The following is a 25,695-nucleotide window of genomic DNA, read 5'->3' as shown; positions in this document are numbered from 1 at the left end:
TAGCCTGCCCGTATGGTGATAATGGTTCGTGTCAGCAGCCGCTTATTCACTCAACATGCTTCGGCCTGGATCAGGGTCTGCATTTGAACCATGTGCCCAACCACGTACAAACTTCCCTCGCAAGTCAGGCACATTGCCCGATGGGAATACAGCATGTAATTTGGGGTTCTTGGCTATATCAAATCCCTGTCCATTGGCCTCAATCCATCCATCAGGCGGTGTCATGCTGCCCCATGAAACAATAACCCCGACTGGCAACAGGAACGGTGCCAACTCAGTCGTTATGTCGCCAATGGCGTTTTTAATGGCCTGCTGCAGCGTGGGCGGGGTAATAATTAGCGTGTCGTCAGTGCCTGCGTCGGCTTCACCCTGGGTAGCCCGGCGGTAGATAAAGGCTTGCCATTGTGCACCTTCGGTACCGGGTTCAGTTGCATTATTCTCCGCCAGCGAAACATAAGAGGCAAATGCTCCATTACCCTGACGGTGGCAGACCACCACGCCAGCGCCATACTGATAAGCCGTGCCGCCGTTGTTCGCTGGCGTGATCCACTCAGGGAAGCTGTCCGTCTGATACTGACGCAGTGCGACCGTAATGGCATTCAGTATGCTGTTCATCGCATCACGCTCTACCGCTTTGGCGCGGGCGTCGCTCATCAAGTCTTTTTGATAATCCTCTCCCCAACCCTCGAAAAACTGACAAAACCCTCTGTGCTTTTCTCGTCGGGAATTTGTTGTTTATCGCCAGCACTGGCAAAGGGGATACGGAAAAATTTTTGATCCATTGTGATCTCCAAATAAAAAAGGCAACTGCATATACAGTTGCCTCAGTGTTCAATAGTGGATTAAACAGGTTATTGATAGTTCAGTGTGAACTGCGCCAAAGCCTGGTAATCGCCCGGCTTAATATTTACCGGTACGCCATCCCCTTGCAGGTAAGCAGTAAATGGAAGGGTATTACTCCCATTCTGGAGAGAAATACTTTTACTTGGCGATCCCAGTTTAATCACTTCGCCCGCGCCATCAGTAAATGCAATACTCGCGCCACTGGCCGTGCCTGAAATTCCAAGCCGACCGTCTTTACCCTCTACTCCAGAAAAGGTGACATTTACGCTATTGCTCCCCCCGACTTCACAATTTTCCAGGTCAATTGAAAAATGGCGAGGTGTAGACTTACCTGACCTGCCCCCAGGATTAGATACAACGCTCACTTAGTAATGTCGGATCCTTCACTATCAGAATTACCCTTTCTCCAGCTCGCTGCAAATTCAGACGGCGTCTGATAATTCAGCGCGGAGTGCGGGCGACATTCGTTATAATCCTGACGCCATTCGCTGATGGTTTTCCTGGCATGATTGACGTCGCTGAACCAGTGTTCATTCAGGCATTCATCGCGAAAGCGTCCGTTAAAACTCTCAATAAATCCGTTCTGTGTCGGCTTGCCGGGCTGGATAAGCCGCAGCTCCACGCCATGCTCAAAGGCCCATTGATCGAGCGCGCGGCAGGTAAATTCCGGGCCCTGATCAGTTCTTATTGTCGCCGGATAGCCGCGAAACAGCGCAATGCTGTCCAGAATACGCGTGACCTGAACACCTGAAATCCCAAAGGCAACAGTGACCGTCAGGCATTCCTTCGTGAAGTCGTCCACGCAGGTCAGGCACTTTATCCTGCGACCGGTGGCCAGCGCGTCCATGACGAAATCCATCGACCAGGTCAGGTTGGGCGCTGCAGGGCGGAGCAGCGGCAGACGTTCCGTTGCCAGTCCTTTACGACGTCGTCTGCGTTTTACACCCAGCCCGCTGAGAAGATAAAGGCGGTACACGCGCTTGTGATTAACCAGAAGCCCTTCACGGCGCAGTAACTGCCAGATGCGGCGGTAGCCAAAACGCCTGAGCTCCAGTGCCAGTTCAGTAATGCGCCCTGATAAATGCGCATCAGCCGCCGGACGCTGAGCCTCGTAGCGGCAGGTCGACAGAGACAAACCTGTAAGACTGCAGGCACGACGTTGCGACAGACCGGTCGCATCACACATAAACTCAACGGCTTCCCGCTTCTGGCCTGTCGTCAGTACTTTCGCCCCAGAGCCACCTGAAGCGCCTCCTTATCCAGCATGGCTTCGGCAAGCAGCTTCTTGAGTCTGGCGTTCTCTTCCTCAAGCGACTTCAGGCGCTTAACCTCGGGCACCTCCATACCGCCATACTTCTTGCGCCAGGTGTAGAAAGTAGCGTCTGAAATAGCATGCTTACGGCAGAGTTCACGGGCAGAAACCCCGGCTTCAGCCTCGCGGAGAATACTGATGATCTGTTCGTCGGAAAAACGCTTCTTCATGGGGATGTCCTCATGTGGCTTATGAAGACATTACTAACATCGCGGTGTGTTAATCAACGGGGAGCAGGTCAAGCGGCCATCTTTGGCATTTAAGCAGCCATGATAAACGTACAGTTTCTCTTTTACAGTGTGCTTTCGTTTTACTAATGCACCACCGCATTCACAGCGTAATAGGCCACTATAAGGGTTATCAGCGCTGCGGCGTCCTCGTTTGGATTTGCTTTGGTCTGATTGCAGCAACAGCCATTCTTCTTTGCTGGTCAGGGCAGGGTAGTACGCTTCAACCAGTTCTAGCTTGATCAGTTCTCTGTCTTTGGTTGTTTCACCCGTCTGATAGGCGCCATACAGCGCAGGATTTTTTAGCATTTTGGTTATAGAGGCATGATTCCATTGTGCCGTTCTGACTCCGGCAATACCCAGCTTATTGAGCGCTTTTGCTATCATATTGCTGCCTTTGCCTTCTTGTTTGAGCTGAACGATTTGCCTGGCGACTCCTGCTTTATCGCTGAAGGCATAACCGGTTTCGGTACGTTGTAGCCAAAAAGGCAGGATTTTATTGATAGGTTTCCCGCTAAGTGCCGCTTGTCGCTGTTGTCCCTTAGTTTCACGCAGGCGTATCGCTTTACGTTCTGACTCTTTGTGAGCCAGATCGGCTGCGACCGCTATGCGAATGACACTTTGCAGATCATTCAGACTGTTTTTGGTTAACAGCAAACCATCGGAAAGGCTGACTACCTGAACGTCTTTGCGTAGAATCTCTTTCACCGTTTCCAGCGTTGCATCGATACCACGGCGTGAAAGCCGGTCTAATGCTTCGATAATGATTGTTGATCCAGCAGTAATCTGGCCTTCTTCAATGGCGGCAAGCATATCAACCAGAGATGCACGTTTACCTTCCCGGAAGGCGCTGATACCAAGGTCTTGGAAGTTTTTGCTGGAGAGTTTAAGTCCATTTTTGATGGCGTATTCTTCCGCCATTTCCGTCTGTCTGCGCAGACTGTCGCCCAGTTCTTGTCGCTTGCTTGAAAAACGAACATAACTGTAGGCGATCCCATTGTTCCGTTGTGGCATAATGTGTCCAAAATCACGTTTCTATAAGAGTAAATCCTTTGCTATTAAGTAACAATATCACTATGCAGTTTGGCAGTAAGCCGCTGTTTGAAAACATCTCTGTAAAATTTGGTGGCGGTAACCGCTATGGTTTGATCGGGGCCAACGGCTGCGGCAAATCCACCTTTATGAAAATCCTGGGCGGCGATCTGGTACCGAGCGGCGGCAACGTGTTCCTCGATCCGAACGAGCGTCTGGGTAAACTGCGTCAGGATCAGTTTGCTTTTGAGCAATACAGCGTGCTGGACACTGTTATCATGGGCCACCATGAACTGTGGGCAGTGAAAGAAGAGCGTGACCGTATTTACGCTATGGCCGAAATGAGCGAAGAAGACGGCTATAAAGTAGCCGATCTGGAAGTGGCTTACGGCGAAATGGACGGTTACACTGCCGAAGCGCGTGCCGGCGAGCTGCTGCTCGGTGTTGGCATCCCGGTCGAACAGCATTATGGCCCGATGAGCGAAATCGCACCTGGCTTCAAACTGCGTGTGTTGCTGGCGCAGGCACTGTTCTCCGATCCGGAAATCCTGCTGCTCGACGAACCCACCAACAACCTGGACATCGATACTATTCGCTGGCTGGAACAGGTGCTGAACGAGCGTAACAGCACCATGGTTATCATTTCGCACGACCGTCACTTCCTGAACATGGTGTGTACTCACATGGCGGATCTGGACTACGGCGAACTGCGCATATATCCGGGCAACTACGACGAATATATGACGGCGGCCACTCAGGCGCGTGAACGTCTGGTGGCGGATAACGCCAAGAAGAAGGCACAGATTAACGAACTGCAGTCGTTCGTCAGCCGGTTCAGTGCCAACGCCTCCAAATCCAAGCAGGCAACCTCACGTGCCCGTCAGATCGATAAGATCCAGCTGGAAGAAATTAAGGCTTCAAGCCGTCAGAACCCGTTCATCCGTTTCGAACAGGACAAAAAACTGTTCCGTAACGCACTGGAAGTGGAAGCGCTGGCCAAAGGCTTCGACAACGGTCCTCTGTTCAGCAAGTTCAATCTGATGGTTGAAGTGGGCGAGAAAGTGGCGGTGTTGGGCCCGAACGGTATCGGTAAATCTACCCTGCTGAAAACCCTGGTTGGTGATGCACAACCGGACAGCGGCAGCGTGAAATGGTCTGAGAACTCCAGGATCGGTTACTACGCGCAGGATCACGAATACGAGTTCGATGATACCCTGACGGTATTCGACTGGATGAGCCAGTGGAAGCAGGAAAAAGACGACGAGCAGGCAGTCCGCAGCGTACTGGGTCGTTTGCTGTTCAGCCAGGACGACATCAAGAAGAAAGTGAAGGTGTTGTCAGGGGGGGAGAAGGGCCGCATGTTGTTCGGCAAGTTGATGATGCAACGCCCTAACATCCTGATTATGGATGAACCCACCAACCACCTGGATATGGAATCCATCGAATCGCTGAACATGGCGTTGGAAATGTACGAAGGCACCCTGATCTTCGTTTCCCACGACCGTGAGTTCGTCAGCTCGCTGGCGACCCGCGTACTGGAAATGACACCGACCAAGGTCATCGACTTTACCGGCAACTACGAAGACTATCTGCGTAGCCAGGGTATCGTGTAACACACTGGTAGGGGCGTTGCATGCAGCGCCTGTAAATTGACCAGTAATCTGAGGCGGGAGCGAGTATTCTCGCCTTTTTTGTGTCTGCTATTCCCCGCCACATACCTTGCACTGCGGATCCTTCGGCAGCTTCATCTCACGGAACTGCATGCTCATCGCATCAAACATCAGCAGTTTGCCGGTGAGTGGCTGGCCGTATTGCGTCAGCAGTTTGATGGCCTCAATAGCCTGCAGAGTGCCGATGGTGCCCACTAAGGGTGCCATTACACCGGCCTCGACGCAGGTGAGGGCGTTGTCGCCGAATAACCGACTCAGGCAGCGGTAACAAGGTTCATCGGCCTGGTAGGTGAAGACGCTGAGTTGCCCTTCCATACGGATCGCCGCGCCGGATACCAGCGGTTTGCGCTGCGCATGGCACAGGCGATTGAGCAGATCGCGTGTTGCCACGTTGTCGGTACAGTCCAGCACCAGATCGTTGGCGGCAATCTGTGCAGTCATCTGTTCATCGTCCAGCTGTCCGTCAACGGCATCAATATGGATATGCGGATTGATGGCGCTCAGCTCGATACGCGCCGAATTAACCTTCTCCATGCCAATGCGCGCGTCGCGGTGCAGGATCTGGCGTTGCAGGTTGGAGAGCGAAACGGTATCGAAATCAACCAGCGTCAGATGACCTACCCCTGCCGCAGCCAAATAGGGCGCAGCGGCGCAACCCAAACCGCCCAGGCCGACAATCAGCACCCGTGCGGCTTTCAGCTTTTCCTGACCGTCGAAGTCGAAACCGCGCAGGATAATCTGGCGGTTATAGCGCAATGCTTCGGCATCGGTTAATTCCGGCAGCATGCTTAGCTCCTCAGCAGGGCGTTAAAGGGTTCAATTTCCACTTTTTCACCCACTGCGACAGAGCCGCGATCGCGCTCCAGTACGATAAAACAGTTCCCCTGGCTGAACGAACTGAACACGTGCGAGCCCTGATGGCCGGTGCTGCTGACTTCCAACTCGCCTTGGGCGTTACTGCTAAATACCCCGCGCTGGAAGTCGAGACGGCCCGGCGCTTTCTTCAACGGCGTCAATGCGCGCGCTTGCAGACGCGGTGGCAACTGCCAGTCGCTGTGACCTGCCAGTTTTGCCAGCAGCGGTTGCACCAACTGGTAGAAGGTCAGGGCGGCAGAAACCGGGTTGCCCGGCAGACCACAGAACCAGGCGTGTTTCAGCTTGCCGAAGGCAAAAGGCTTACCCGGTTTGATTGCCAGTTTCCAGAAGCTGACTTCACCCAGTTCATCGAGCATCTGCTTGGTGTAGTCGGCTTCACCGACCGAAACGCCACCGCTGCTGATCACCACGTCGGCCTGACTGTCCGCCTGATCGAAAGCGGCGCGCAGCGCTGCTTGATTGTCGCGGATAATGCCCAGATCGATCACCTCGCAGCCCAGCTGTTCCAGCATCAGGCGCACCGCAAAGCGATTGGTATCGTAGATTTGCCCTGCCTGTAACGGCTGGCCGACCGGTTGTAACTCGTCGCCGGTGGAGAACACCGCGACTTTCAGCTTGCGCATCACCTGAACTTCGGCAACGCCAAGCGAGGCCAACAGCGGCAATTGCGCGGCACCCAGTCGGACACCTGCGGGCAACACGCCTGCGCCCTGGCGAATATCTTCCCCTGCCAGACGAATATTTTGCCCGGCTTGAACTTCGGCCGTAAAGCGCACCCCTGCATCGCTCACCTCGGCCTGTTCCTGCATGATCACCGCTTCGGCGCCTACAGGGACAGGAGCGCCGGTCATAATACGTAGGCAGGTATTGGTCGGCCAGTCGCCATCAAACGGGGCACCGGCAAAGGCTTTGCCCGCCACCGGCAACGGCGCGTTGGCTTGCAAATCCGCCAGGCGCACGGCGTAACCGTCCATAGCCGAATTGGCAAACGGCGGTACGTCAATCGGCGAAATGACCGGGGCAGCGGTAATGCGGCCTGCGGCGGCGGTCAGGGCAATGGATTCGGTCTGCTGCAGGGGGGAGAGCTGGCTGAGCATCTTCTCCAGTGCCTGCTCCAGGGAAATGAGATCGGAAGTATGGCAATGATCCATCGGGGGAACTCCGTAATCAGGGTGCGCGATAAATAGCGGCAATGTGGGGGTATTATGAAGGATGCTATGCTGATGTAAACAACAGGAGGCAGTGATGCACAGACAGGTATTAGACTTTTGGTTTGACGAGATCGAACCGGCTTTGTGGTTCAAAAAGGATGATGATTTCGATCGCCTGCTGCATATGCGCTTTGGCCAAATCTGGCAGGCCGCCGCTGCCGGGGAGTTGGCGCACTGGCGAGAAACCATTGAGGGGCGACTGGCGGAGGTGATTGTGCTCGATCAGTTCAGCCGCAACCTGTTCCGTGGCACGCCGCGTTCATTTGCCAGCGATTGCATGGCGCTGGTGTTGGCACAAGAAGCGATCCGCAGCGGGCAATGTGGGCAACTCAGCAAGGAACAACGGGGTTTTCTCTATTTGCCGTTTATGCACTCGGAATCGGCGCAGATCCATCAGCAGGCGCTGGTGTTGTATACCGAGCTGGATAATGGTGACCAGTTGGAGTTCGAATTGCGGCATAAGGCCATTATTGACCGTTTTGGCCGCTACCCGCACCGTAATGCGATATTAGGCCGCGTCTCAACTCCGGAAGAAGAGGCATTTCTGTTGCTGCCGGGTTCCGGGTTCTAAATATTATCATCTGCGTTCAGCCTGCTAAAAAACAGCAGGTTGAACCTGTGACGGTTAAATATTCAGAGCTATCGGTTATTTCTCAGGATAATAGTTGTCTATCTGGTCGCTGCTTTTACCAAAAATCCCAATCATTATTTATGGCTTTTTCGCGCCACTCTAACACACTGTTTTTATTCCATTAAGCTATTTCAATGTGCGAAATAATCTAAGCGGACTACGCTGAATGCTGAGCGTTGACTTAATGCTTTACATAGAATGTAGGGCTAAATATAGTCGGGAAAAGAAAAAATAATTAATTATCAGCCCGGGAACGGTGCGGGATTAACACAGGGCGTCAGGCATATGAGCAAACCAGTGATTGCCATTCATGGCGGCGCGGGCGCAATTACCCGCTCGGCGCTGAATGCTGAAAAGGAACAGGAGTATATTCAGGCGTTATCCGGCATTGTTGCCGCAGGTCAGCAGATCCTGGCCCAGGGCGGCAACGCATTGGATGCGGTGACCGAAGCCGTACGCTTGTTGGAGGAGTGCCCGTTGTTTAATGCCGGTAAAGGCTCGGTGTTTACTCATCAGGGTACCCATGAGCTGGACGCCTGCGTGATGGACGGGCGTACCTGTGATGCCGGTGCGGTGGCGGGCGTCAGCCGGATACGCAACCCGATACTGGCCGCACGCGCGGTGCTGGAAAATAGCCAGCATGTGTTGTTCGCCGGTGAGGGGGCGGAGAAGTTCGCCACCGACCATGGGCTGGAAATGGTTACCCCCGATTTCTTCTTTACCCAACAACGTTTTGACCAGCTGCACCGCACCCAGGCGGAGCAAGGCCGAGTATTGCTCGATCATGATGGCGCTGAGCCGCTCGATCCCGACCGCAAGTTCGGTACCGTCGGCGCGGTGGCGCTGGATGCTTTGGGCAATTTGGCTGCGGGGACCTCGACCGGTGGCATGACCAACAAACAGGCCGGTCGGGTGGGGGATACCCCGATCATTGGTGCCGGTTGTTATGCCAACAATGCCACCGTGGCGGTGTCCAGTACCGGTACCGGCGAAATATTCATGCGTGGCGTGTCGGCCTATGACGTTTCCGCACTGATGGAATACGCCGGTCTCAGCCTGCAGCAGGCTACCGACCGGGTGGTAATGGAAAAACTGCTGGCGATGGGCGGCAGCGGCGGCATGATTGCCATCGACAGTCGGGGCAACGTGGCGCTGCCGTTTAACAGCGAGGGGATGTACCGCGGTTTTGGTTATGTCGGCGATGCGCCGTCCGTAGGGATTTACCGCTAACCGTTCACCAGGAGGGGACATGACCGAGACCTTAATGTCGCTCACGGCCGAGCCGGGGTTGTGGCTACCGCCGCAGCGCGTACTGTCGGTGCGCGATCTCAGCATTCAGTTTCATCAACAGGGCGACACCCTGGATGCGGTACGTAAGCTGTCATTTGATGTTGATCGCGGTGAAACGCTGGCGATCGTCGGTGAATCCGGTTCGGGCAAGTCTGTCACCTCGCTGGCATTGATGCGCCTGGTCGAACAGGGCGGTGGCAACATCGTCAGCGGCAGCATGTCATTGCGTCGGCGAAACGGCGAGCTGCTCGATTTGGCTCGCGCACCTCAGGGCACGTTACGCAGGGTGCGTGGTGCCGATATGGCGATGATCTTTCAGGAGCCGATGACTTCGCTGAACCCGGTGTTTCCGGTGGGCGAACAGATTGCCGAATCGCTGCGCCTGCATCAGGCGATGGATCATCGGGCCGCCAAACTGGCCGCCTTACAGATGCTCGATCTGGTGCGCATTCCCGAAGCTAAAGACGTGCTTAACCGCTACCCGCATCAGCTTTCTGGCGGTATGCGCCAGCGAGTGATGATCGCCATGGCGCTGTCTTGCAAGCCGGCACTATTGATTGCCGATGAACCCACTACCGCATTGGACGTCACCATTCAGGCGCAGATCCTGCAGCTCATCCGCGTGCTGCAGCAGGAAATGCAGATGGGGGTGATTTTCATCACCCATGACATGGGCGTGGTGGCGGAAATTGCCGACCGGGTATTGGTGATGCGCCAGGGGGAATTGGTGGAGCAGGGGCCAGTGCGCGAACTGTTTGCCGCCCCGCAACAGCCCTATACCCAGGCATTGCTGGCCGCGGTACCAAAACTTGGTTCGATGGCGACCCAGGACTTTCCGGCTAAGTTCCCGCTGCCGAATGGTGTGGACAATGGTGGGCCGCAGGATACTGTACCGCCCGGTGCGGCACCGATCCTGCGGGTAGAGAATTTGGTCACGCGCTTCGATTTGCGCAGCGGTATTCTCAACCGGGTTACCCGCCGGGTGCACGCGGTGGAAAACGTCAGTTTTGACCTCTACCCCGGCGAAACGCTGGGGCTGGTGGGGGAATCCGGTTGCGGCAAATCCACCACTGGTCGCTCCTTGCTGAGGCTGGTGGATAGCCAGCGCGGCACCATTACCTTTGACGGTCGCCAGATTAATCAGTTGAAAGGCCCGGCGTTGCAGCATCTGCGGCGGGATATTCAGTTTATCTTCCAGGATCCTTACGCTTCGCTCGACCCGCGTCTGACCGTCGGCTTTTCGATTATGGAACCCTTGCTGGTGCATAACGTGGCGCGCGGCAAGGCGGCGCAAGAGCGGGTGGCCTGGCTGCTGGAGCGTGTCGGCCTGAAACCGGAACACGCACACCGCTATCCGCATGAGTTCTCCGGCGGGCAGCGGCAGCGGATCTGCATTGCGCGCGCCTTGGCACTCAACCCTAAAGTGGTGATCGCCGACGAATCAGTGTCGGCGCTCGACGTGTCGATTCAGGCGCAAATCGTCAATCTGCTGCTCGATTTACAGCGGGAGTTTGGCATTGCCTTCCTGTTTATTTCCCATGATATGGCGGTGGTGGAGCGCATCAGTCATCGCGTTGCGGTTATGTACCTCGGGCAGATTGTCGAAATTGGCCCGCGCCGCGCCGTGTTTGATAACCCGCAACATGCCTACACCCGCAAGTTGATGGCGGCCGTGCCGGTGGCCGATCCGGTCCATGCGCATAAACGCCAGCCGCTGTTGGTCGATGAAATTCCCAGCCCGATCCGCTCGCTGGGTGATGAACCCGTTACCGCACCGCTGGTGCAGGTTGGCCCCGGACACTTTGTTGCCCGTCATCCGATCGTCGGTGCCTTTTAATGACCTCAGGAGATGCAAGCACCATGAAGCACACATTCAAACGTAAGGCATTGGCGGCCGTTGTGCTGTTGGCGGCAATGGGAGCAGGCCCAGCTTGGGCGGCGAAAGATGCGGTGATCGCTGTCGCGTCCAACTTCACCACGCTTGACCCCTATGATGCCAACGACACGCTGTCGCAGGCCGTAGCCAAATCCTTCTATCAGGGCCTGTTCGGTTTCGACAAGGACATGAAGCTGGTTAATGTGCTGGCAGACAGCTATGAGGTGAGTCCGGATGGTCTGACTTACACCGTCAAACTGCATCCGGGGGTGAAATTCCATGACGGCACCGATTTTAACGCCGAAGCGGTGAAGGTGAACCTGGATCGTGCCAGCAACCCGGACAACCACCTCAAGCGCTACAACCTGTTCAAGATGATCGATAAAACCGACGTGGTGGATGCCACAACGGTGAAAATCGTGCTGAAAGCGCCATTCTCGGCGTTTATCAATAACCTGGCACATCCGGCGGCGGTGATCATTTCCCCGGCAGCGCTGAAGCAGTACGGCAAGGAAATTGGTTTCCATCCGGTGGGTACCGGCCCTTATCAGTTCGTGACCTGGAACCAGACCGATTTCGTCAAGGTGACGAAGTTTGACGGCTACTGGAAGCCGGGGCTGCCGAAGCTCGACAGCATCACCTGGCGTCCGATCGTCGATAACAATACCCGTGCGGCGATGCTGCAGACCGGCGAAGCGACCTTTGCTTTCCCGATCCCTTATGAGCAGGCCAAGGTGCTGGAAGGCAATGCCAAACTCGATCTGGTAGCCGCGCCGTCGATTCTGCAACGCTATATCAGCCTGAATGTCACCCAGAAGCCGTTTGATAACCTGAAAGTACGTCAGGCGCTGAACTACGCCATCAACAAGAATGCGCTGATCAAGGTAGCGTTCTCCGGCTACGCGGTACCGGCGGAAGGCCCGGTGCCGCCGGCGATTGACTTCGCCACCCGTTATAAGCCCTGGCCATACGATCCGGCCAAAGCGCGCGAATTGCTGAAGGAGGCCGGTTATCCGAACGGTTTCACGACCACTTTGTGGTCGTCCCATAACCACAGTACCGCGCAGAAAGTGCTGCAGTTTGCTCAACAGCAGCTGGCGCAGGTTGGGGTGAAAGTGACGGTGACGGCGATGGATGCCGGTCAGCGTGCGGCACAGGTAGAAAGCGTTGGGGTGAAAGACACCGGCGTGCGTATGTTCTATACCGGTTGGTCCGCGTCGACCGGCGAGGCCGATTGGGCGCTGTCGCCGCTGTTCTCTACTCAGGCGGCCCCCCCCAAGCAGTTCAACACTGCGTTCTACAGTAACCCGCAGGTGGACAAGGATCTGACGGGCGCGCTGGCGACCACCGATCGCACCGAAAAGCAGAAGTTGTACAAGGACGCGCAGGATCGTATCTGGGCCGATGCGCCGTGGATCTTCCTGGTGACCGAACGCCTGCTGTCGGCCAATAACAAGCAGCTGAGCGGTTTCTACGTCATGCCAGATACCTCGTTCAACTTTGATAACGCTGACCTTAAATAAGGCGCCAATCCCCGCTCTCACTGAGGGCGGGGTGAGGGGATTCACCCAAGATGCTTAATTATTTTCTGAAACGGCTGCTGGGCCTGATCCCGACGCTGCTGATTGTCGCGGTGCTGGTGTTTCTGTTTGTCCATCTGTTGCCTGGCGATCCGGCACGATTGGCGGCGGGGCCGGAGGCCGACGAGGCGGTGGTGCAACTGGTGCGTACGGATTTGGGGCTCGACAAGCCGCTGCCGCAGCAGTTCGTACATTTTTTTGTCAATGCGCTGCAGGGCGATTTTGGCAGCTCGATGGTCTCCAAACGGCCGGTAAGCGAAGAGATTAGCTCGCGCTTTATGCCGACCCTGTGGCTGACGCTGACCAGTATGTTATGGGCGACATTCTTCGGTATGGGCATCGGTATGCTGTCTGCCGTTTGGCGCAACCGCTGGCCGGATCGTATTGGCATGGCGCTGGCGGTCTCCGGCATCTCATTCCCCGCTTTTGCGTTGGGTATGCTGCTGATGCAGGTGTTCTCGGTCAAGCTGGGCTGGTTACCGACGGTGGGAGCCGACAGCTGGCGGCATTATATATTGCCCTCTATCACGCTGGGGGCGGCGGTAGCGGCGGTGATGGCACGTTTTACCCGCGCCTCGTTCGTTGAGGTGCTGCAGGAAGACTATATGCGCACCGCGCGTGCCAAGGGCGTGCCGGAAACCTTGGTGGTGGTGAAGCACGGCCTGCGCAATGCGATGATCCCGGTGGTCACCATGATGGGGCTACAGTTCGGCTTTTTGCTCGGCGGCTCGATCGTGGTGGAAAAGGTATTCAACTGGCCAGGGCTGGGCAGGCTGTTGGTCGACTCGGTGGAGATGCGCGACTATCCGGTGATTCAGGCCGAGGTTTTGCTGTTCTCGCTGGAGTTTATTCTGATTAACCTGTTGGTGGATCTGCTGTATGCGGCAATTAACCCGGCGATACGCTACAAATGAGGACGCTGGATGATTAAGCATTGGCGACGCAATGCCGCAATGAAGGCGATGCCGACGATTAACCCTAATGCGGTGCGCACACCCTGGCATGAGTTCTGGCGGCGGTTCCGCCAACAACGGGTGGCGCTGGTCGCCGGGCTGTTGGTGCTGTTGCTGGTGGTTGCCGCGCTATTGGCACCTTACCTGGTGCTGTTTGACGCGGAAAACTACTTTGATTATGACCGCCTGAACGAAGGCCCTTCGCTGGTGCACTGGTTGGGGGTAGATTCCCTTGGGCGAGATATTTTCAGCCGTATTCTAATGGGTGCCCGTATTTCGCTGGCCGCCGGGGTGTTCTCGGTGCTGGTTGGCGGGCTGTTCGGCACGCTGTTGGGCCTGCTGGCTGGCTATTACGAGGGCTGGTGGGACCGCATTACCATGCGCATCTGTGACGTGCTGTTTGCCTTTCCCGGTATTTTATTGGCGATTGGCGTGGTGGCGATGATGGGCAGCGGTATGTCCAACGTGATTATTGCGGTGGCGATTTTCAGCATTCCGGCGTTTGCCCGGCTGGTGCGCGGCAATACGCTGGTATTGAAGCATCTGACCTATATCGAGTCTGCGCGCAGCATTGGCGCTTCCGACTGGACCATCATCCTGCGACATATACTGCCGGGGACGATTTCGTCGATTGTGGTGTATTTTACTATGCGTATTGGCACCTCGATCATCACCGCCGCCAGCCTGTCATTTCTCGGCCTGGGTGCACAGCCACCAACGCCGGAGTGGGGCGCGATGCTCAATGAGGCGCGGGCGGATATGGTGATGGCACCGCATGTGGCAATTTTCCCCAGTCTGGCAATATTCATCACCGTACTGGCGTTCAACCTGCTGGGTGACGGACTGCGTGACGCGCTGGATCCGAAATTAAAGGGATAGAATAAAGTTAAATTAATAGCAGTTAATATTCGATGTGTTAATCGTTTAGTTAAATTTTACATATTAACGTATTCGGTAATTTCACCGGATACGTTAATATAATTATTGTTTTAGTCATATCACTATAATCAATGGTTATTTTTATTTTATTTCCAAAGGGGTTGTATTACCTTTTTTTTGACGGCTTTATGGTTTTTCTACATGGGCGTGTAAATGAAAGACTGCATTTTTATAACCCTTTGGATATTTATTTCATTCTCTTAAATTGAGCATTCATCACTGCTAATTATGAAACCCTGTAATAGTTATGTGGATGTTGCAATCGCGGTGATTACAGTGAGCGGTACCAAAGCCTTATTAACCTGGTTTGCAGATGTTTATTATTGGTTTACTGGCCGAGAGCGTTAACTGACGGTGATATCTGGAAGAATAACCGCTTGCGATGCTGATCATCGTAAGCGGTCAGGGCTGATCAACGGAACAGATGTTCGGCGTGGAAGCGCAGGTGGTCTTCGATAAAGCTGGCGATGGTGAAGTAGCTGTGGTCGTAACCCGGCTGGATGCGTAGGGTCAGCGGCCAGTCGCGCTGGCGCGCCAGCTCGGCCAGCTTCGCCGGTTGCAGTTGATCCGCCAGGAACTGATCGTCGTCACCCTGATCCACCAGCACCGGCATTTTTTCCGCGCCGCTCGCCAGCAGGTGGCAGCTGTCATACTGCAGCCACTGGCTTTCGTCGTTACCCAAATAGGCGGCGAAGGCTTTACGCCCCCATGGCACCTGGCAGGGGTTAACGATGGGCGCAAATGCCGACACCGAACGGAAACGCTGCGGATTGCGCAATGCCATTACCAGTGCGCCGTGGCCGCCCATTGAGTGACCGAAGATCGACTGGCGATCGCTGACGCTGAAATGCTGATTGATCAACGCCGGTAACTCGTCGCTGATGTAGTCGTACATGCGGAAGTGCTTGTCCCACGGCGCCTGGGTGGCGTTCAAATAAAAACCGGCCCCCTGGCCCAGATCATAGCCCTCATCATTGGGCACATCGTCGCCGCGTGGGCTGGTATCGGCCATCACCAGCACCAACCCCAGCTCGGCGGCGATACGCTGCGCGCCGGCCTTCAGCGTGAAGTTTTCATCATTGCAGGTCAGCCCCGATAGCCAGTACAGCACTGGTGGCGGGTTATCATCGCGCGGTGGCGGCAGATAGATGCTGAAAGTCATGTTGCAATTCAGGCTCTGCGCCGCATGGCGATAACGCTGTTGCCAGCCGCCGAACATACGGTGCTCTTCGAGAAGTTCTAATGACAAGGTCATCTTTGCCTCCAGTCTTATTTTTTGTCGATACCCGTCATACTTCAAACTGCAGGTGTGTTGACTGCAAGCGCTCACCCGAATCACTTACTAAAGTAAGCTCATCGGGTCTCCCGCTCTTGTCGCCGTCCTGCAACTCGAATTATTTTGGATCGAAGTGAATAACGGAACGGATGGATTTGCCTTCGTGCATCAAATCGAACGCTTCGTTAATCTGCTCCAGCCCCATGGTGTGGGTAATAAAGTCATTTAGCGCGAACTCGCCGTCCATATAACGCTGGACGATGCCCGGCAGTTGCGAACGGCCCTTCACGCCGCCAAAGGCGGAACCGCGCCATACGCGACCGGTCACCAGTTGGAACGGACGGGTAGAAATTTCCTGGCCGGCACCGGCAACGCCGATAATCACCGATTCACCCCAGCCTTTGTGGCAGCATTCCAGCGCCGAACGCATCACGTTGACGTTGCCGATACACTCGAAGGAGAAATCAACGCCGCCGTCGGTCAGTTCGACGATCACGTCCTGAATCGGTTTATCGTAGTCTTTCGGGTTAATCAGGTCGGTGGCACCCAGTTTGCGTGCCAGGTCGAACTTGCTGGTGTTGATATCGATGCCGATGATACGGCCCGCACCAGCCATTTGGGCGCCGATGATGGCTGACAGGCCAATGCCGCCGAGGCCGAAGATGGCCACGGTATCGCCTTTTTGCACTTTGGCGGTGTTGATTACCGCGCCCATGCCGGTGGTGACGCCGCAGCCCAGCAGGCAGACTTCTTCCAGCGGGGCTTCTTTACTGATTTTTGCCAGGGAGATTTCCGGCACTACGGTGTATTCGGAGAAGGTTGAAGTGCCCATGTAGTGGAAGATAGGTTTGCCATCTTTGAAGAAGCGGGTAGTGCCATCCGGCATCAGGCCTTTGCCCTGGGTGGCACGGATCGCCTGACACAGGTTGGTTTTGCCGGATTTACAGAATTTGCACTCGCCACATTCCGGCGTGTACAACGGGATCACGTGATCGCCGACCGCTACGCTGGTCACGCCTTCACCGATGGCTTCTACCACGCCGCCGCCTTCATGTCCGAGGATCGCTGGGAATACGCCTTCAGGATCGGCGCCTGACAGAGTATAGGCATCGGTATGGCAGACGCCGGTGGCGACGATCCGTACCAGCACTTCGCCTTTTTGAGGTGGCATCAGATCCACTTCTTCGATTTTCAGCGGCTGGTTCGGGCCCCAGGCAACGGCGGCACGGGTTTTGATCATTTCCATCATAGTCTCCAGTGGTCTACCCTTCTTACTTGAAGTTGCAGCGTTGTTGGCTGCATACACTCACCCCAGTCACTTACCTAAGTAAGCTCCTGGGGATTCATGTACTTGCCGCCTAGCTGCAACGCCAATTAATTTGGGTTTATATTTTATCAAGCTATGCCAGTAACACCTGATGAAACAGGGTTTGTATTTTCAACAATAGCGGTTTCGGTTTGTTCAATAATTAATTCTTTCAAGGCGCGAACGTTCGGGCCGAAGGCATCACGCCGCCACAGTAACCAGGTGGCAGTTTGGGCGATGTCGTCCGGTAGGGTATGCACTTTTACCCGCTCATGGCCCGGCAGCAGGCTCAGCACCGAATGCGGGATCATCGCCAACCCGGCCCCACTGGCGACGCAGGCCAGCATGGCGTGGTAAGACTGGATTTCCATCACCTGGCCCGGCAATACGCCTTCGCGCTTGAACCAGGACTCCAGCCGCAAGCGATAAGAGCAACTGGCGCGGAAGGCAAACAGCGTTTCGCCCTTGGCGTCTTTGGCGCTGTGGATCGGCAGGTGATCGAGGCAAGAAATCACCACCATATGTTCGGGAAAGGCGATACAGCCGTTAAGTTCGTCATACTGTATCGGCCCATCAACCAGTGCCGCCGCCAGCGTACCGGCGCGTACCCGTTCGGTTATTTCGCCGGAGGTACCCGTAGTCAGCGACAGTGATACCTGTGAGAAACGTTGGTGATAGGCTGCCAGTAACGTCGGCAAGCGGGTGGCGGCGGTGCTTTCCATCGAACCTATGGCGAAGTTGCCTGCCGGCTCGCCGGCATGGGTGATGCTCATGGCTTCTTCGCTCAGAGCCAGAATGCGGTTGGCGTAGCAGAGAAAATTATGGCCCATTGGCGAAAGGCGCAGGCGCTGTTTTTCGCGGATGAACAGATCGGTGCCCAGTTCCTGTTCGAGCTGACGCAGGCGGGTGGTCAGATTCGAGGGGACGCGGTGCAACTGCTCGGCGGCACGGGCGACGGAGCCGGTTTCGGCGACGCTGCAGAACATGCGGAGCTGGGTGAGATCCATTGTCTTCTCTTTTCGTGATGAACTTGATTAGTATTATTCAGTTTTTGTGAGTGTAATGCTGCGGCATGATACTGGCAACTTTCTTTTAACAGTCTGGATACTCTACATGGCTTTAAGAATTGCCCTGAGTGGTTTTATTGCATTGATCGTAGCCATGGGAATAGGTCGCTTCGCCTTTACCCCACAGGTGCCGCTGATGATTGCCGAGCACCAGTTTACCTTGACCGGCGCCGGGCTGGTGGCGGCCATTAACTACCTGGGTTATCTGTGCGGTGCCTATGATGCGATGCGCGCCAACCGACATGTTGAACGTCGGCTGTGGCTGGGGGTGTGGGGGGCAGTAACATTGACCTTGCTTTCGGCCTGGGGGCAGGGCGAATGGTGGCACGGCACCGTGCGTTTCCTGATTGGTTGGGCCAGCGGCTGGGCGATGGTGCTGGTGGCGGCCTGGACCAACGAACGGCTGGCTCACTATGGCCGCCCAGCGCTCAGTGCAGCGGTCTTCGCTGGGCCGGGGGCCGGGATTTTTATCAGCGGCATGCTGGCGGTAGGCATTCACAGCCTGGCGCTGACGGCGTCTCAGGCCTGGCTGGTGTACGGCGTGTTGGCGTTGGTGTTGATTGGCGCAATCAGCATTAACCTGCCGAAGGCCGGTGAATTGCATCGTCCTGATGTGGCACCGGAGCCTCTGCTGTTGACTCCGGCGTTGAAGCGGCTGGTATGGAGCTACAGCCTGGCGGGCTTTGGCTATATTCTGCCGGCCACCTTTCTGTCGCAAATGGCCGCCGCGCGCTTTCCCGGCAGCATGTTCGCCCAATTTGTCTGGCCGATCTTCGGTGGGGCAGCGGTGCTGGGTATTGTTATCGGTATCCTGACTCGTCACAAGCTGACCACCCAAACGCGTCTGGCCATGACTCTGTGGGTACAGGCACTGGGGGTCTTGAGTGCGGAAATCGTGCCGGGGGTCGCCGGGCTGGCGTTGGGGGCATTGTTGACCGGCGGTGGCTTCCTCAGCGTGGTGCAGCTATCTATTCAGCATGGCAGGGAACTGGCACCCAATCATGCGCGTTATATGGCGGGGCTGTTGACCACCGGTTATGCGATGGGTCAGTTGGTCGGCCCGACGCTGTCGGCGCTGTCCACTGCCTTGACCCATCGCCTGGAACCGGCGTTATATGTCGCCGTGGTGGCGCTGATCGTTGCCGGCCTGTTGGTGGTGAATACCCCGACGCGTGAGCTGGCACGAAAACCGACGGGGTTGTGATTAAATTCCGCACAAAAAACGTGGAATAGCCGCAGCGGGCCTGATTGTGCTAAATGCGAATATTTCACCTGCTGATGAAGCACAATCGCTGGATAATCCCCTCACTCTCATCTAGAGTGGGGACAAAATCTTGACCGGGTTCGCGTTATCAATTACGGAAACCTCTGCCGTCAGGAGAGTATGCAATTCACCAGTCTGCTCGGTAAAGCAGCCGGATTGGCGAGTTCAGGTCCGTTGGAGAGATGAAATGACATCATTAAGTAAAGAAGCTGTTCTGGTTCATGCGGCGCTCGAAGAGCGTGGCCTGGAAACCCCGTTGCGTGGTGAAGTGCTGGATCGTGAGACGCGCAAGCGCCGTATTAAAGAGCATATGACGGAAATCATGCAGCTGCTTAATCTCGATCTGTCCGACGACAGCCTGGCGGAAACCCCTCATCGCATTGCCAAGATGTATGTCGATGAAATTTTCTCCGGCCTGGACTACGCGAATTTCCCAAAAATTACGGTCATCGAAAACAAGATGAAGGTCGATGAAATGGTGACGGTGCGCGACATTACCCTGACCAGCACCTGTGAACACCATTTCGTGACTATCGACGGTAAAGCGACCGTGGCCTATATTCCGAAAGATGCGGTGATCGGCCTGTCGAAAATCAACCGTATCGTGCAATTCTTCTCCCAGCGCCCACAGGTGCAGGAGCGTCTGACACAGCAGATCCTGGTGGCATTGCAAACCCTGCTGGGTACCAATAACGTGGCAGTATCGATTGATGCGGTCCATTATTGTGTTAAGGCGCGCGGTATCCGCGATGCGACCAGCGCCACCACCACCACCTCGCTGGGTGGGCTGTTCAAGTCCAGCCAAAACACCCGTCAGGAATTCCTGCGTGCGGTGCGACATCAGGGGTGATGTGGGTTTAAAGCACAAGAACAGGCGCCTGCGGGCGCCTTTTTAATGGCCGGAATACAGCGATAAAATAATGAGCAACCCTTCGACCATACCGCTGCCGCGCATCGCCACTCTGGACTGTGTGCGCGGTATCGCCATCCTTGGCATTCTGCTGCTGAATATCAGCGCCTTTGGCCTGCCGAAGGCGGCCTACCTGAATCCTGCCTATCTGGGGCTGCCGTCATCGCGTGACGCCTGGACCTGGGCGCTGTTGGATATTTTCGCACAGGCCAAGTTCCTGGCGATGTTTGCCTTGTTGTTTGGTGCCGGACTGCAGATGCTGCTGCGGCGCGGCAAGGGCTGGATACGTGCTCGGCTGTCCTGGCTGGTGCTGTTTGGCTTGGCGCATGCCATTTTTCTTTGGGACGGCGATATCCTGTTGGCCTATGGCCTTATCGGGCTGGTGTGCTGGCGGATGATCCGCGATGCCAAAGAAACCTATCAGCTATTGAAAACCGGCGTGGTGCTATACCTGGTCGGCGTCGGGGTACTGCTGTTGCTGGGCTTTATCTCGCCCGGAGAGCCGGGCGGTTTCTGGCAGCCCGGCGTAGCGGAACTGCAGTATGAAAAATTCTGGAAGATGCAGGGCGGCATGGAGGCCTTGCGCAGCCGTACCGATCTGCTTTCATCCAGCCTGTTGGCGATTGGCGCGCAATACGGTTGGGAGTTGGCGGGGCTGATGCTGTTTGGTGCCGGACTGATGCGCAGCGGTTGGCTGCGCGGTACCTATTCGTCGGGGTACTATCGCCGTCAGGCCGCCTGGTTGATACCGCTTTCATTACTGATCCAACTGCCGGCGGTGGCGTTGCAGTGGCATCTTCACTGGGACTACCGCTGGAGCGGCTTTTTATTGCAGGTGCCGCGCGAACTGGGTGCTTCGCTGCAGGCCATGGGCTATCTGGCACTGTGCTACGGGTTCTGGCCGACGCTGTCGCGGCTGCGCATTGGGCATTGGTTGACGCAGGTCGGGCGCATGGCGCTGAGCAATTACCTGCTGCAAACGCTGATCTGTACCACGCTGTTCTATCGTTTTGGCCTGTATCAACAGTTCGATCGCCTGCAACTGCTGGCGTTTGTGCCGCTGGTCTGGTTGGCTAACCTGTTGTTTTCTAATCTGTGGTTGCGTTACTTCTCCCAGGGACCGGTGGAATGGCTATGGCGCAAACTGACCACTCTGGCCGCCGGTAACACGGAGCCCAAGGGAGTGAATTGAGATCTGGCGCAGGTAGGTTAAAAAAATGTATGTAAACGTTTTCTTTCCTGTGACGGAATTCACGCAGAGGAGGATGACAAACGGGGTAGGATAGCGCCACTGTCAACTACCCCGACCTCAGGATTTTTCATGACCTCTGTTCACCCAACCACCATTCGTGACGTGGCGAAGCGTGCGGGCGTGTCCGTGGCGACCGTCTCTCGCGTGCTGAACCACAGCGCCCTGACCAGTAAAGAGACGCGTGAACAGGTGCTTAAGGCGGTGGCTGAACTCGGTTATCGGCCCAACGCCAATGCACAGGCACTGGCCACCCAGAGCAGCGATACCCTCGGGGTGGTGGTGATGGACGTCTCCGATCCCTTCTTTGGCGCGCTGGTGAAAGCGGTAGACACCGTAGCGCAGCAACACCACAAATATTTGTTGATCGGCAACAGTTATCACCAGGCGGATAAAGAGCGTCACGCCATTGAAGTGCTGATCCGTCAGCGCTGTAATGCCTTGATTGTGCATGCTAAAGCGCTGTGTGATGCCGAATTGATGACTTTCCTCGATCAGGTGCCGGGCATGGTGTTGATCAACCGCATCATTGCCGGCTATGAGCATCGCTGCGTCGGGTTGGACAACGTTAGTGGCGCGGAGATGGCAATGCGTTTGCTGTTGTCGCAGGGACATCAGCGCATTGGTTATCTGGGCTCCAACCACCCGATCGAAGACGGGCCGCTGCGCCAGCAGGGCTATACGCAGGCGATGGCGGCGGCCGGGCTGGCAACGCCCGACAGCTGGCGCGCCTATGGTGCGCCAGATTTGCAGGGCGGGGAAGCGGCAATGGTCGAGCTACTCGGGCGTAACCTGCATTTGAGCGCGGTGTTTGCCTACAACGACGCCATGGCCGCCGGTGCCATGGCGGTGCTGAAAGAAAACGCTATCACAGTACCGCAAAATTTCTCGCTGGTGGGGTTCGATGATATCCCCATTGCACGCTATACCAGCCCCAAACTCACCACGGTGCGCTATCCCATTGTGACCATGGCGACGCTGGCTACCGAGTTGGCCCTGCTGGGGGCGGCAGGCCCGCTGGAGCCACAGGACCGCCATTTGTTCATGCCGACCCTGGTACGCCGCCATTCCGTGGCTCCGTGGCAAATTGAGGCAGCGGTCACTCTCTGAACATTTAATCTTGTGTAACCGTTTTCAATCTGTGAGAAAATTCACAGATTATTAACATCACGCCGTCTATGCTCTAGTCGTTTTCCAGCGCAAAGGCACTTGCCGCTGCTGTTCTTTATCTCGCGCTGGCACCACACTTTTCAGGAATAACATGATTCACGGATGACAGGGAAACTGCCAGGCCCGGTTGTGCATTCGCCACCGGTTACCTTTGGCCTAATACCGAGCAAGACCCTACATAAACCGGAGACACACAATGAATAAGCAGGTTTTCACCCTGGCCGCGACGGCCGCAGCCATGATGTTTGGCGCCGCAGCACATGCAGATACCCGTATTGGCGTCACAATTTATAAATATGACGACAACTTTATGTCGGTGGTACGCAAGGCTATCGAGAAAGACGCCAAGGCCTCTCCGGATGTTACCCTGCTGATGAATGACTCGCAGAACGACCAATCCAAACAAAACGACCAGATTGACGTGCTGATCGCCAAGGGCGTTAAAGCACTGGCTATCAACCTGGTTGACCCTGCGGCGGCTCCGGTAGTGATTGATAAGGCGCGCGCAAACGATATTCCGATTGTGTTTTACAACAAAGAGCCTTCCCGTAAAGCGCTGGATAGCTATGACAAAGCCTATTACGTGGGGACCGACTCTAAAGAGTCCGGTGTGATCCAGGGGAAACTGATCGAGAAGCACTGGAAGGCTAACCCGAACTGGGATCTGAACAAGGACGGCCAAATCCAGTATGTATTGCTCAAAGGCGAACCGGGCCACCCGGATGCTGAAGCACGTACCACTTACGTGACTAAAACGCTGAACGACGATGGTATCAAGACGCAGGCATTGCAGATGGATACCGCGATGTGGGACACCGCCCAGGCTAAAGACAAAATGGATGCCTGGCTGTCCGGCCCGAATGCCAACAAAATCGAAGTGGTGATTGCCAACAACGATGCGATGGCAATGGGTGCAGTAGAAGCGCTGAAAGCGCACAACAAATCCAGTATTCCGGTATTCGGTGTGGATGCGTTGCCAGAAGCGTTGGCGATGGTGAAATCCGGCGCTATGGCAGGGACAGTTCTGAACGATGCCGACAATCAGGCCAAAGCCACTTTCGAAATGGCGAAAAACCTGGCAGCGGGCAAACCGGCCGCCGATGGCACCCAATATAAGATTGAAAATAAAGTGGTGCGCATTGCTTACGTTGGCGTAGATAAAGACAACCTGTCACAGTTTATTAAGTAAGTTTTGAGATAACACACAATGACCCCGCTTGCGGTGCGCTGAACAGCGTCAACACCAGGAACGCCGCAGGCGGGGCATTTATATCAAGTCCATACCCTATGAATTTCAAGTTACAGCTAGGTGGCCAGCTCGCTCGGCCCAGGCGCTTACTCAGGTAAGTAACTGGGGTGAGCGACAAATCTGTCGGGAACAGATTTGAACGCGCGAGCAGCGGCCCCGAAGGGGCAAGACTCACGGATGGGTCTTGTAAAGCAGGTAACAACGCTGTGACTTGAAAGGTGACGGGTATACTAGCCAGGTGTACTTATGGCCGACAGCCCACGTGAATTTTTGCTGGAAATGACCGATATCAGCAAGTCATTTCCCGGCGTCAAGGCATTGGATAATGTGAATCTGCGCGTTCGTCCGCACTCCATTCATGCATTAATGGGGGAGAACGGCGCGGGGAAATCGACATTATTAAAATGTCTGTTCGGCATTTATAAAAAAGATGCCGGCAGTATTATTTTTCAGGGCCAGGAAATTGATTTCAAAAGCTCCAAAGAGGCGCTGGAACACGGCGTTTCAATGGTGCATCAGGAATTGAACCTGGTGTTGCAGCGTACCGTGATGGATAACATGTGGCTCGGGCGTTACCCGACCAAAGGCATGTTTGTCGATCAGGACAAAATGTTGAAGGACACCCAGGCGATATTCGACGAGCTGGATATTGATATCAACCCGCGGGATAAAGTGGGCACGTTATCGGTATCGCAGATGCAGATGATCGAAATTGCCAAGGCTTTCTCCTACGACGCCAAGATTGTGATTATGGATGAGCCAACCTCCTCGCTGACGGAAAAAGAGGTGAATCATCTGTTCACCATTATCCGTAAGCTGAAAGAGCGCGGCTGCGGCATCGTCTATATCTCGCACAAAATGGAAGAAATTTTCCAGCTGTGCGATGAAATAACCATCTTGCGCGACGGTCAGTGGATCGCTACCCAGCCGCTGGAAGGGCTGGATATGGACAAGATTATTTCGATGATGGTGGGGCGTTCGCTCAGCCAGCGTTTCCCTGATCGGCAAAATACGCCGGGTGAGGTGATCCTGGAAGTGAAGGGCCTGACCTCAATGCGTCAGCCTTCTATTCGCGATATCTCCTTCGATCTGCATCAGGGGGAGATCCTTGGCATTGCCGGATTGGTGGGGGCCAAGCGTACCGACATTCTGGAGACGCTGTTCGGCATCCGCGAAAAAATTGCGGGCACCATCAAGCTGCATGGCAAGGCCATCAACAACCACAGCGCCAATGAAGCGATTAACCACGGTTTTGCCCTGGTGACGGAAGAGCGCCGTTCCACCGGGATTTACGCCTATCTGGATGTCGGTTTTAACTCGCTGATTTCCAATATCCGTAACTATAAAAACAAAATCGGCCTGCTGGATAATGCCCGAATGAAAAGCGACACCCAATGGGTGATCGATGCCATGCGGGTCAAGACTCCGGGTCATCATACCAACATCGGCTCGCTGTCCGGCGGTAACCAGCAGAAGGTGATTATCGGCCGTTGGCTGCTGACCCAGCCGGAGATATTGATGCTGGATGAACCGACGCGCGGTATTGACGTTGGCGCCAAATTCGAAATTTATCAGTTGATGACCGAGCTGGCGAAGAAGGGCAAGGGGATCATTATTGTCTCGTCTGAAATGCCGGAGCTTTTGGGAATTACCGACAGAATATTGGTGATGAGTAATGGTCAGGTTGCGGGCATCGTTAACACCAAACAGACCTCGCAAAATGAAATTTTACGTCTCGCATCCCTGCACCTTTAAGGATCAGAA

At 55.3% G+C, this 25,695-nt stretch carries 23 protein-coding genes; 13 read left to right on the top strand and 10 right to left on the bottom strand.

Annotation, left to right across the window (positions count from 1 at the left end; genetic code table 11):
- Window positions 1–42: 42 nt before the first annotated feature.
- From ACUTSU_RS00350 to ACUTSU_RS00330, 5 genes are all read right to left on the bottom strand, one after another.
- Window positions 43–654, bottom strand: coding sequence for a tail fiber protein (locus tag ACUTSU_RS00350; protein ID WP_445653609.1), 612 nt, complete (start codon window positions 652–654; stop codon window positions 43–45).
- Complete coding sequence (locus tag ACUTSU_RS00345) at window positions 654–782, bottom strand: hypothetical protein (RefSeq protein WP_445653608.1); 129 nt, start codon at window positions 780–782, stop codon at window positions 654–656. The genes ACUTSU_RS00350 and ACUTSU_RS00345 overlap by 1 nt, the downstream gene beginning before the upstream one ends.
- A 69-nt stretch (window positions 783–851) precedes the next feature.
- Window positions 852–1,208, bottom strand: coding sequence for a fimbrial protein (locus ACUTSU_RS00340; protein ID WP_445650953.1), 357 nt, complete (start codon window positions 1,206–1,208; stop codon window positions 852–854).
- A protein-coding gene (locus ACUTSU_RS00335) for an IS3 family transposase (RefSeq protein ID WP_445650952.1) occupies window positions 1,205–2,325 on the bottom strand; the annotation gives its coding sequence in 2 pieces (ribosomal slippage) (window positions 1,205–2,067 and window positions 2,067–2,325; 1,122 coding nt in all). Before ACUTSU_RS00335 ends, ACUTSU_RS00340 begins: the two co-directional genes overlap by 4 nt.
- A 33-nt stretch (window positions 2,326–2,358) precedes the next feature.
- Window positions 2,359–3,396, bottom strand: coding sequence for a recombinase family protein (locus tag ACUTSU_RS00330; protein ID WP_445653607.1), 1,038 nt, complete (start codon window positions 3,394–3,396; stop codon window positions 2,359–2,361).
- A gap of 38 nt (window positions 3,397–3,434) precedes the next feature.
- On the opposite strand from ACUTSU_RS00330, the gene ACUTSU_RS00325 reads away from it, so the two are divergent.
- On the top strand, window positions 3,435–5,027 hold the full coding sequence (locus ACUTSU_RS00325; protein WP_445653606.1) for an ABC-F family ATPase: 1,593 nt from the start codon (window positions 3,435–3,437) through the stop codon (window positions 5,025–5,027).
- A gap of 87 nt (window positions 5,028–5,114) precedes the next feature.
- Here the strand turns inward: ACUTSU_RS00325 and moeB are convergent, their stop codons facing one another.
- Together moeB and moeA are read right to left on the bottom strand one after the other, a co-directional pair.
- On the bottom strand, window positions 5,115–5,870 hold the full coding sequence (gene moeB, locus ACUTSU_RS00320; RefSeq protein ID WP_445653605.1) for a molybdopterin-synthase adenylyltransferase MoeB: 756 nt from the start codon (window positions 5,868–5,870) through the stop codon (window positions 5,115–5,117).
- A gap of 2 nt (window positions 5,871–5,872) precedes the next feature.
- The gene (moeA, locus tag ACUTSU_RS00315) at window positions 5,873–7,111 is read right to left on the bottom strand and encodes a molybdopterin molybdotransferase MoeA (RefSeq protein ID WP_445650046.1); all 1,239 of its coding nucleotides are present in this window, start codon (window positions 7,109–7,111) and stop codon (window positions 5,873–5,875) included.
- A gap of 94 nt (window positions 7,112–7,205) precedes the next feature.
- Here moeA and ACUTSU_RS00310 point away from each other — a divergent pair, with 94 nt between their 5' ends.
- The 6 genes from ACUTSU_RS00310 to gsiD all read left to right on the top strand — a co-directional run bounded on the left by ACUTSU_RS00310 (window position 7,206) and on the right by gsiD (window position 14,380).
- Window positions 7,206–7,742 carry a DUF924 family protein gene (locus tag ACUTSU_RS00310; RefSeq protein WP_445650047.1) on the top strand — a complete coding sequence of 179 codons (537 nt, stop codon included), beginning with the start codon at window positions 7,206–7,208 and terminating at the stop codon, window positions 7,740–7,742.
- Window positions 7,743–8,087: 345 nt separating this feature from the next.
- Window positions 8,088–9,032, top strand: coding sequence for an isoaspartyl peptidase/L-asparaginase family protein (locus tag ACUTSU_RS00305; protein WP_445650048.1), 945 nt, complete (start codon window positions 8,088–8,090; stop codon window positions 9,030–9,032).
- 19 nt (window positions 9,033–9,051) lie between these two features.
- Window positions 9,052–10,929: a dipeptide ABC transporter ATP-binding protein gene (locus tag ACUTSU_RS00300; protein WP_445653604.1), complete on the top strand. Its 1,878-nt coding sequence runs from the start codon at window positions 9,052–9,054 to the stop codon at window positions 10,927–10,929.
- A 23-nt stretch (window positions 10,930–10,952) separates the two neighbouring features.
- Window positions 10,953–12,491, top strand: a complete 1,539-nt coding sequence (gene gsiB / locus ACUTSU_RS00295; protein WP_445650050.1) for a glutathione ABC transporter substrate-binding protein GsiB — start codon at window positions 10,953–10,955, stop codon at window positions 12,489–12,491.
- Between the two features lie 50 nt (window positions 12,492–12,541).
- On the top strand, window positions 12,542–13,462 hold the full coding sequence (gene gsiC / locus ACUTSU_RS00290) for a glutathione ABC transporter permease GsiC (RefSeq protein WP_445650051.1): 921 nt from the start codon (window positions 12,542–12,544) through the stop codon (window positions 13,460–13,462).
- Window positions 13,463–13,471: 9 nt separating this feature from the next.
- Window positions 13,472–14,380 (top strand): glutathione ABC transporter permease GsiD, encoded by a 909-nt coding sequence (gene gsiD / locus ACUTSU_RS00285; RefSeq protein ID WP_445650052.1) that lies wholly within the window; start codon window positions 13,472–13,474, stop codon window positions 14,378–14,380.
- Window positions 14,381–14,852: 472 nt separating this feature from the next.
- Here gsiD and fghA read toward each other — a convergent pair whose 3' ends face one another.
- From fghA to ptrR, 3 genes are all read right to left on the bottom strand, one after another.
- The gene (gene fghA / locus ACUTSU_RS00280) at window positions 14,853–15,695 is read right to left on the bottom strand and encodes an S-formylglutathione hydrolase (protein ID WP_261431097.1); all 843 of its coding nucleotides are present in this window, start codon (window positions 15,693–15,695) and stop codon (window positions 14,853–14,855) included.
- A 139-nt stretch (window positions 15,696–15,834) separates the two neighbouring features.
- The gene (locus ACUTSU_RS00275; RefSeq protein ID WP_445650245.1) at window positions 15,835–16,962 is read right to left on the bottom strand and encodes an S-(hydroxymethyl)glutathione dehydrogenase/class III alcohol dehydrogenase; all 1,128 of its coding nucleotides are present in this window, start codon (window positions 16,960–16,962) and stop codon (window positions 15,835–15,837) included.
- A gap of 149 nt (window positions 16,963–17,111) precedes the next feature.
- On the bottom strand, window positions 17,112–18,029 hold the full coding sequence (ptrR, locus tag ACUTSU_RS00270; protein WP_445650053.1) for a putrescine utilization regulator PtrR: 918 nt from the start codon (window positions 18,027–18,029) through the stop codon (window positions 17,112–17,114).
- Window positions 18,030–18,135: 106 nt separating this feature from the next.
- Here ptrR and ACUTSU_RS00265 point away from each other — a divergent pair, with 106 nt between their 5' ends.
- The 6 genes from ACUTSU_RS00265 (at window position 18,136) to mglA (ending at window position 25,686) form a co-directional block, all read left to right on the top strand.
- Window positions 18,136–19,293, top strand: a complete 1,158-nt coding sequence (locus tag ACUTSU_RS00265) for a YbfB/YjiJ family MFS transporter (protein ID WP_445653603.1) — start codon at window positions 18,136–18,138, stop codon at window positions 19,291–19,293.
- Window positions 19,294–19,540: 247 nt separating this feature from the next.
- A complete protein-coding gene (gene folE, locus ACUTSU_RS00260) occupies window positions 19,541–20,203 on the top strand; it encodes a GTP cyclohydrolase I FolE (RefSeq protein ID WP_445650055.1) in 663 nt (220 codons plus the stop codon).
- A 70-nt stretch (window positions 20,204–20,273) separates the two neighbouring features.
- Window positions 20,274–21,455, top strand: a complete 1,182-nt coding sequence (gene yeiB / locus ACUTSU_RS00255; protein WP_445650056.1) for a DUF418 domain-containing protein YeiB — start codon at window positions 20,274–20,276, stop codon at window positions 21,453–21,455.
- Window positions 21,456–21,584: 129 nt separating this feature from the next.
- A complete protein-coding gene (gene galS, locus ACUTSU_RS00250) occupies window positions 21,585–22,622 on the top strand; it encodes an HTH-type transcriptional regulator GalS (RefSeq protein WP_445653602.1) in 1,038 nt (345 codons plus the stop codon).
- Window positions 22,623–22,878: 256 nt separating this feature from the next.
- A complete protein-coding gene (mglB, locus tag ACUTSU_RS00245) occupies window positions 22,879–23,871 on the top strand; it encodes a galactose/glucose ABC transporter substrate-binding protein MglB (protein WP_445650058.1) in 993 nt (330 codons plus the stop codon).
- A 306-nt stretch (window positions 23,872–24,177) separates the two neighbouring features.
- Window positions 24,178–25,686: a galactose/methyl galactoside ABC transporter ATP-binding protein MglA gene (gene mglA, locus ACUTSU_RS00240; RefSeq protein ID WP_012005997.1), complete on the top strand. Its 1,509-nt coding sequence runs from the start codon at window positions 24,178–24,180 to the stop codon at window positions 25,684–25,686.
- Window positions 25,687–25,695: the final 9 nt, after the last annotated feature.

It is taken from the genome of Serratia sp. NA_13 (genome assembly GCF_052691735.1).
The sequence above is the reverse complement of the archived record's forward strand: the minus strand, read 5'-3'. Positions and strand labels throughout refer to the sequence as shown.

Bases quoted from the DNA above. Each gene is read 5' to 3' on its own strand.
- ACUTSU_RS00300 (WP_445653604.1), top strand. From the start codon at position 9,052: ATGACCGAGACCTTAATGTCGCTCACGGCCGAGCCGGGGTTGTGGCTA.
- ACUTSU_RS00310 (WP_445650047.1), top strand. From the start codon at position 7,206: ATGCACAGACAGGTATTAGACTTTTGGTTTGACGAGATCGAACCGGCT.
- ACUTSU_RS00275 (WP_445650245.1), bottom strand. From the start codon at position 16,962: ATGGAAATGATCAAAACCCGTGCCGCCGTTGCCTGGGGCCCGAACCAG.
- yeiB (WP_445650056.1), top strand. From the start codon at position 20,274: ATGAGCAACCCTTCGACCATACCGCTGCCGCGCATCGCCACTCTGGAC.
- ACUTSU_RS00330 (WP_445653607.1), bottom strand. From the start codon at position 3,396: ATGCCACAACGGAACAATGGGATCGCCTACAGTTATGTTCGTTTTTCA.
- fghA (WP_261431097.1), bottom strand. From the start codon at position 15,695: ATGACCTTGTCATTAGAACTTCTCGAAGAGCACCGTATGTTCGGCGGC.
- mglB (WP_445650058.1), top strand. From the start codon at position 22,879: ATGAATAAGCAGGTTTTCACCCTGGCCGCGACGGCCGCAGCCATGATG.
- ACUTSU_RS00350 (WP_445653609.1), bottom strand. From the start codon at position 654: ATGAGCGACGCCCGCGCCAAAGCGGTAGAGCGTGATGCGATGAACAGC.
- ACUTSU_RS00305 (WP_445650048.1), top strand. From the start codon at position 8,088: ATGAGCAAACCAGTGATTGCCATTCATGGCGGCGCGGGCGCAATTACC.
- ACUTSU_RS00345 (WP_445653608.1), bottom strand. From the start codon at position 782: ATGGATCAAAAATTTTTCCGTATCCCCTTTGCCAGTGCTGGCGATAAA.
- ptrR (WP_445650053.1), bottom strand. From the start codon at position 18,029: ATGGATCTCACCCAGCTCCGCATGTTCTGCAGCGTCGCCGAAACCGGC.
- moeB (WP_445653605.1), bottom strand. From the start codon at position 5,870: ATGCTGCCGGAATTAACCGATGCCGAAGCATTGCGCTATAACCGCCAG.
- gsiB (WP_445650050.1), top strand. From the start codon at position 10,953: ATGAAGCACACATTCAAACGTAAGGCATTGGCGGCCGTTGTGCTGTTG.
- gsiD (WP_445650052.1), top strand. From the start codon at position 13,472: ATGATTAAGCATTGGCGACGCAATGCCGCAATGAAGGCGATGCCGACG.
- folE (WP_445650055.1), top strand. From the start codon at position 19,541: ATGACATCATTAAGTAAAGAAGCTGTTCTGGTTCATGCGGCGCTCGAA.
- mglA (WP_012005997.1), top strand. From the start codon at position 24,178: ATGGCCGACAGCCCACGTGAATTTTTGCTGGAAATGACCGATATCAGC.
- gsiC (WP_445650051.1), top strand. From the start codon at position 12,542: ATGCTTAATTATTTTCTGAAACGGCTGCTGGGCCTGATCCCGACGCTG.
- ACUTSU_RS00265 (WP_445653603.1), top strand. From the start codon at position 18,136: ATGGCTTTAAGAATTGCCCTGAGTGGTTTTATTGCATTGATCGTAGCC.
- moeA (WP_445650046.1), bottom strand. From the start codon at position 7,111: ATGGATCATTGCCATACTTCCGATCTCATTTCCCTGGAGCAGGCACTG.
- galS (WP_445653602.1), top strand. From the start codon at position 21,585: ATGACCTCTGTTCACCCAACCACCATTCGTGACGTGGCGAAGCGTGCG.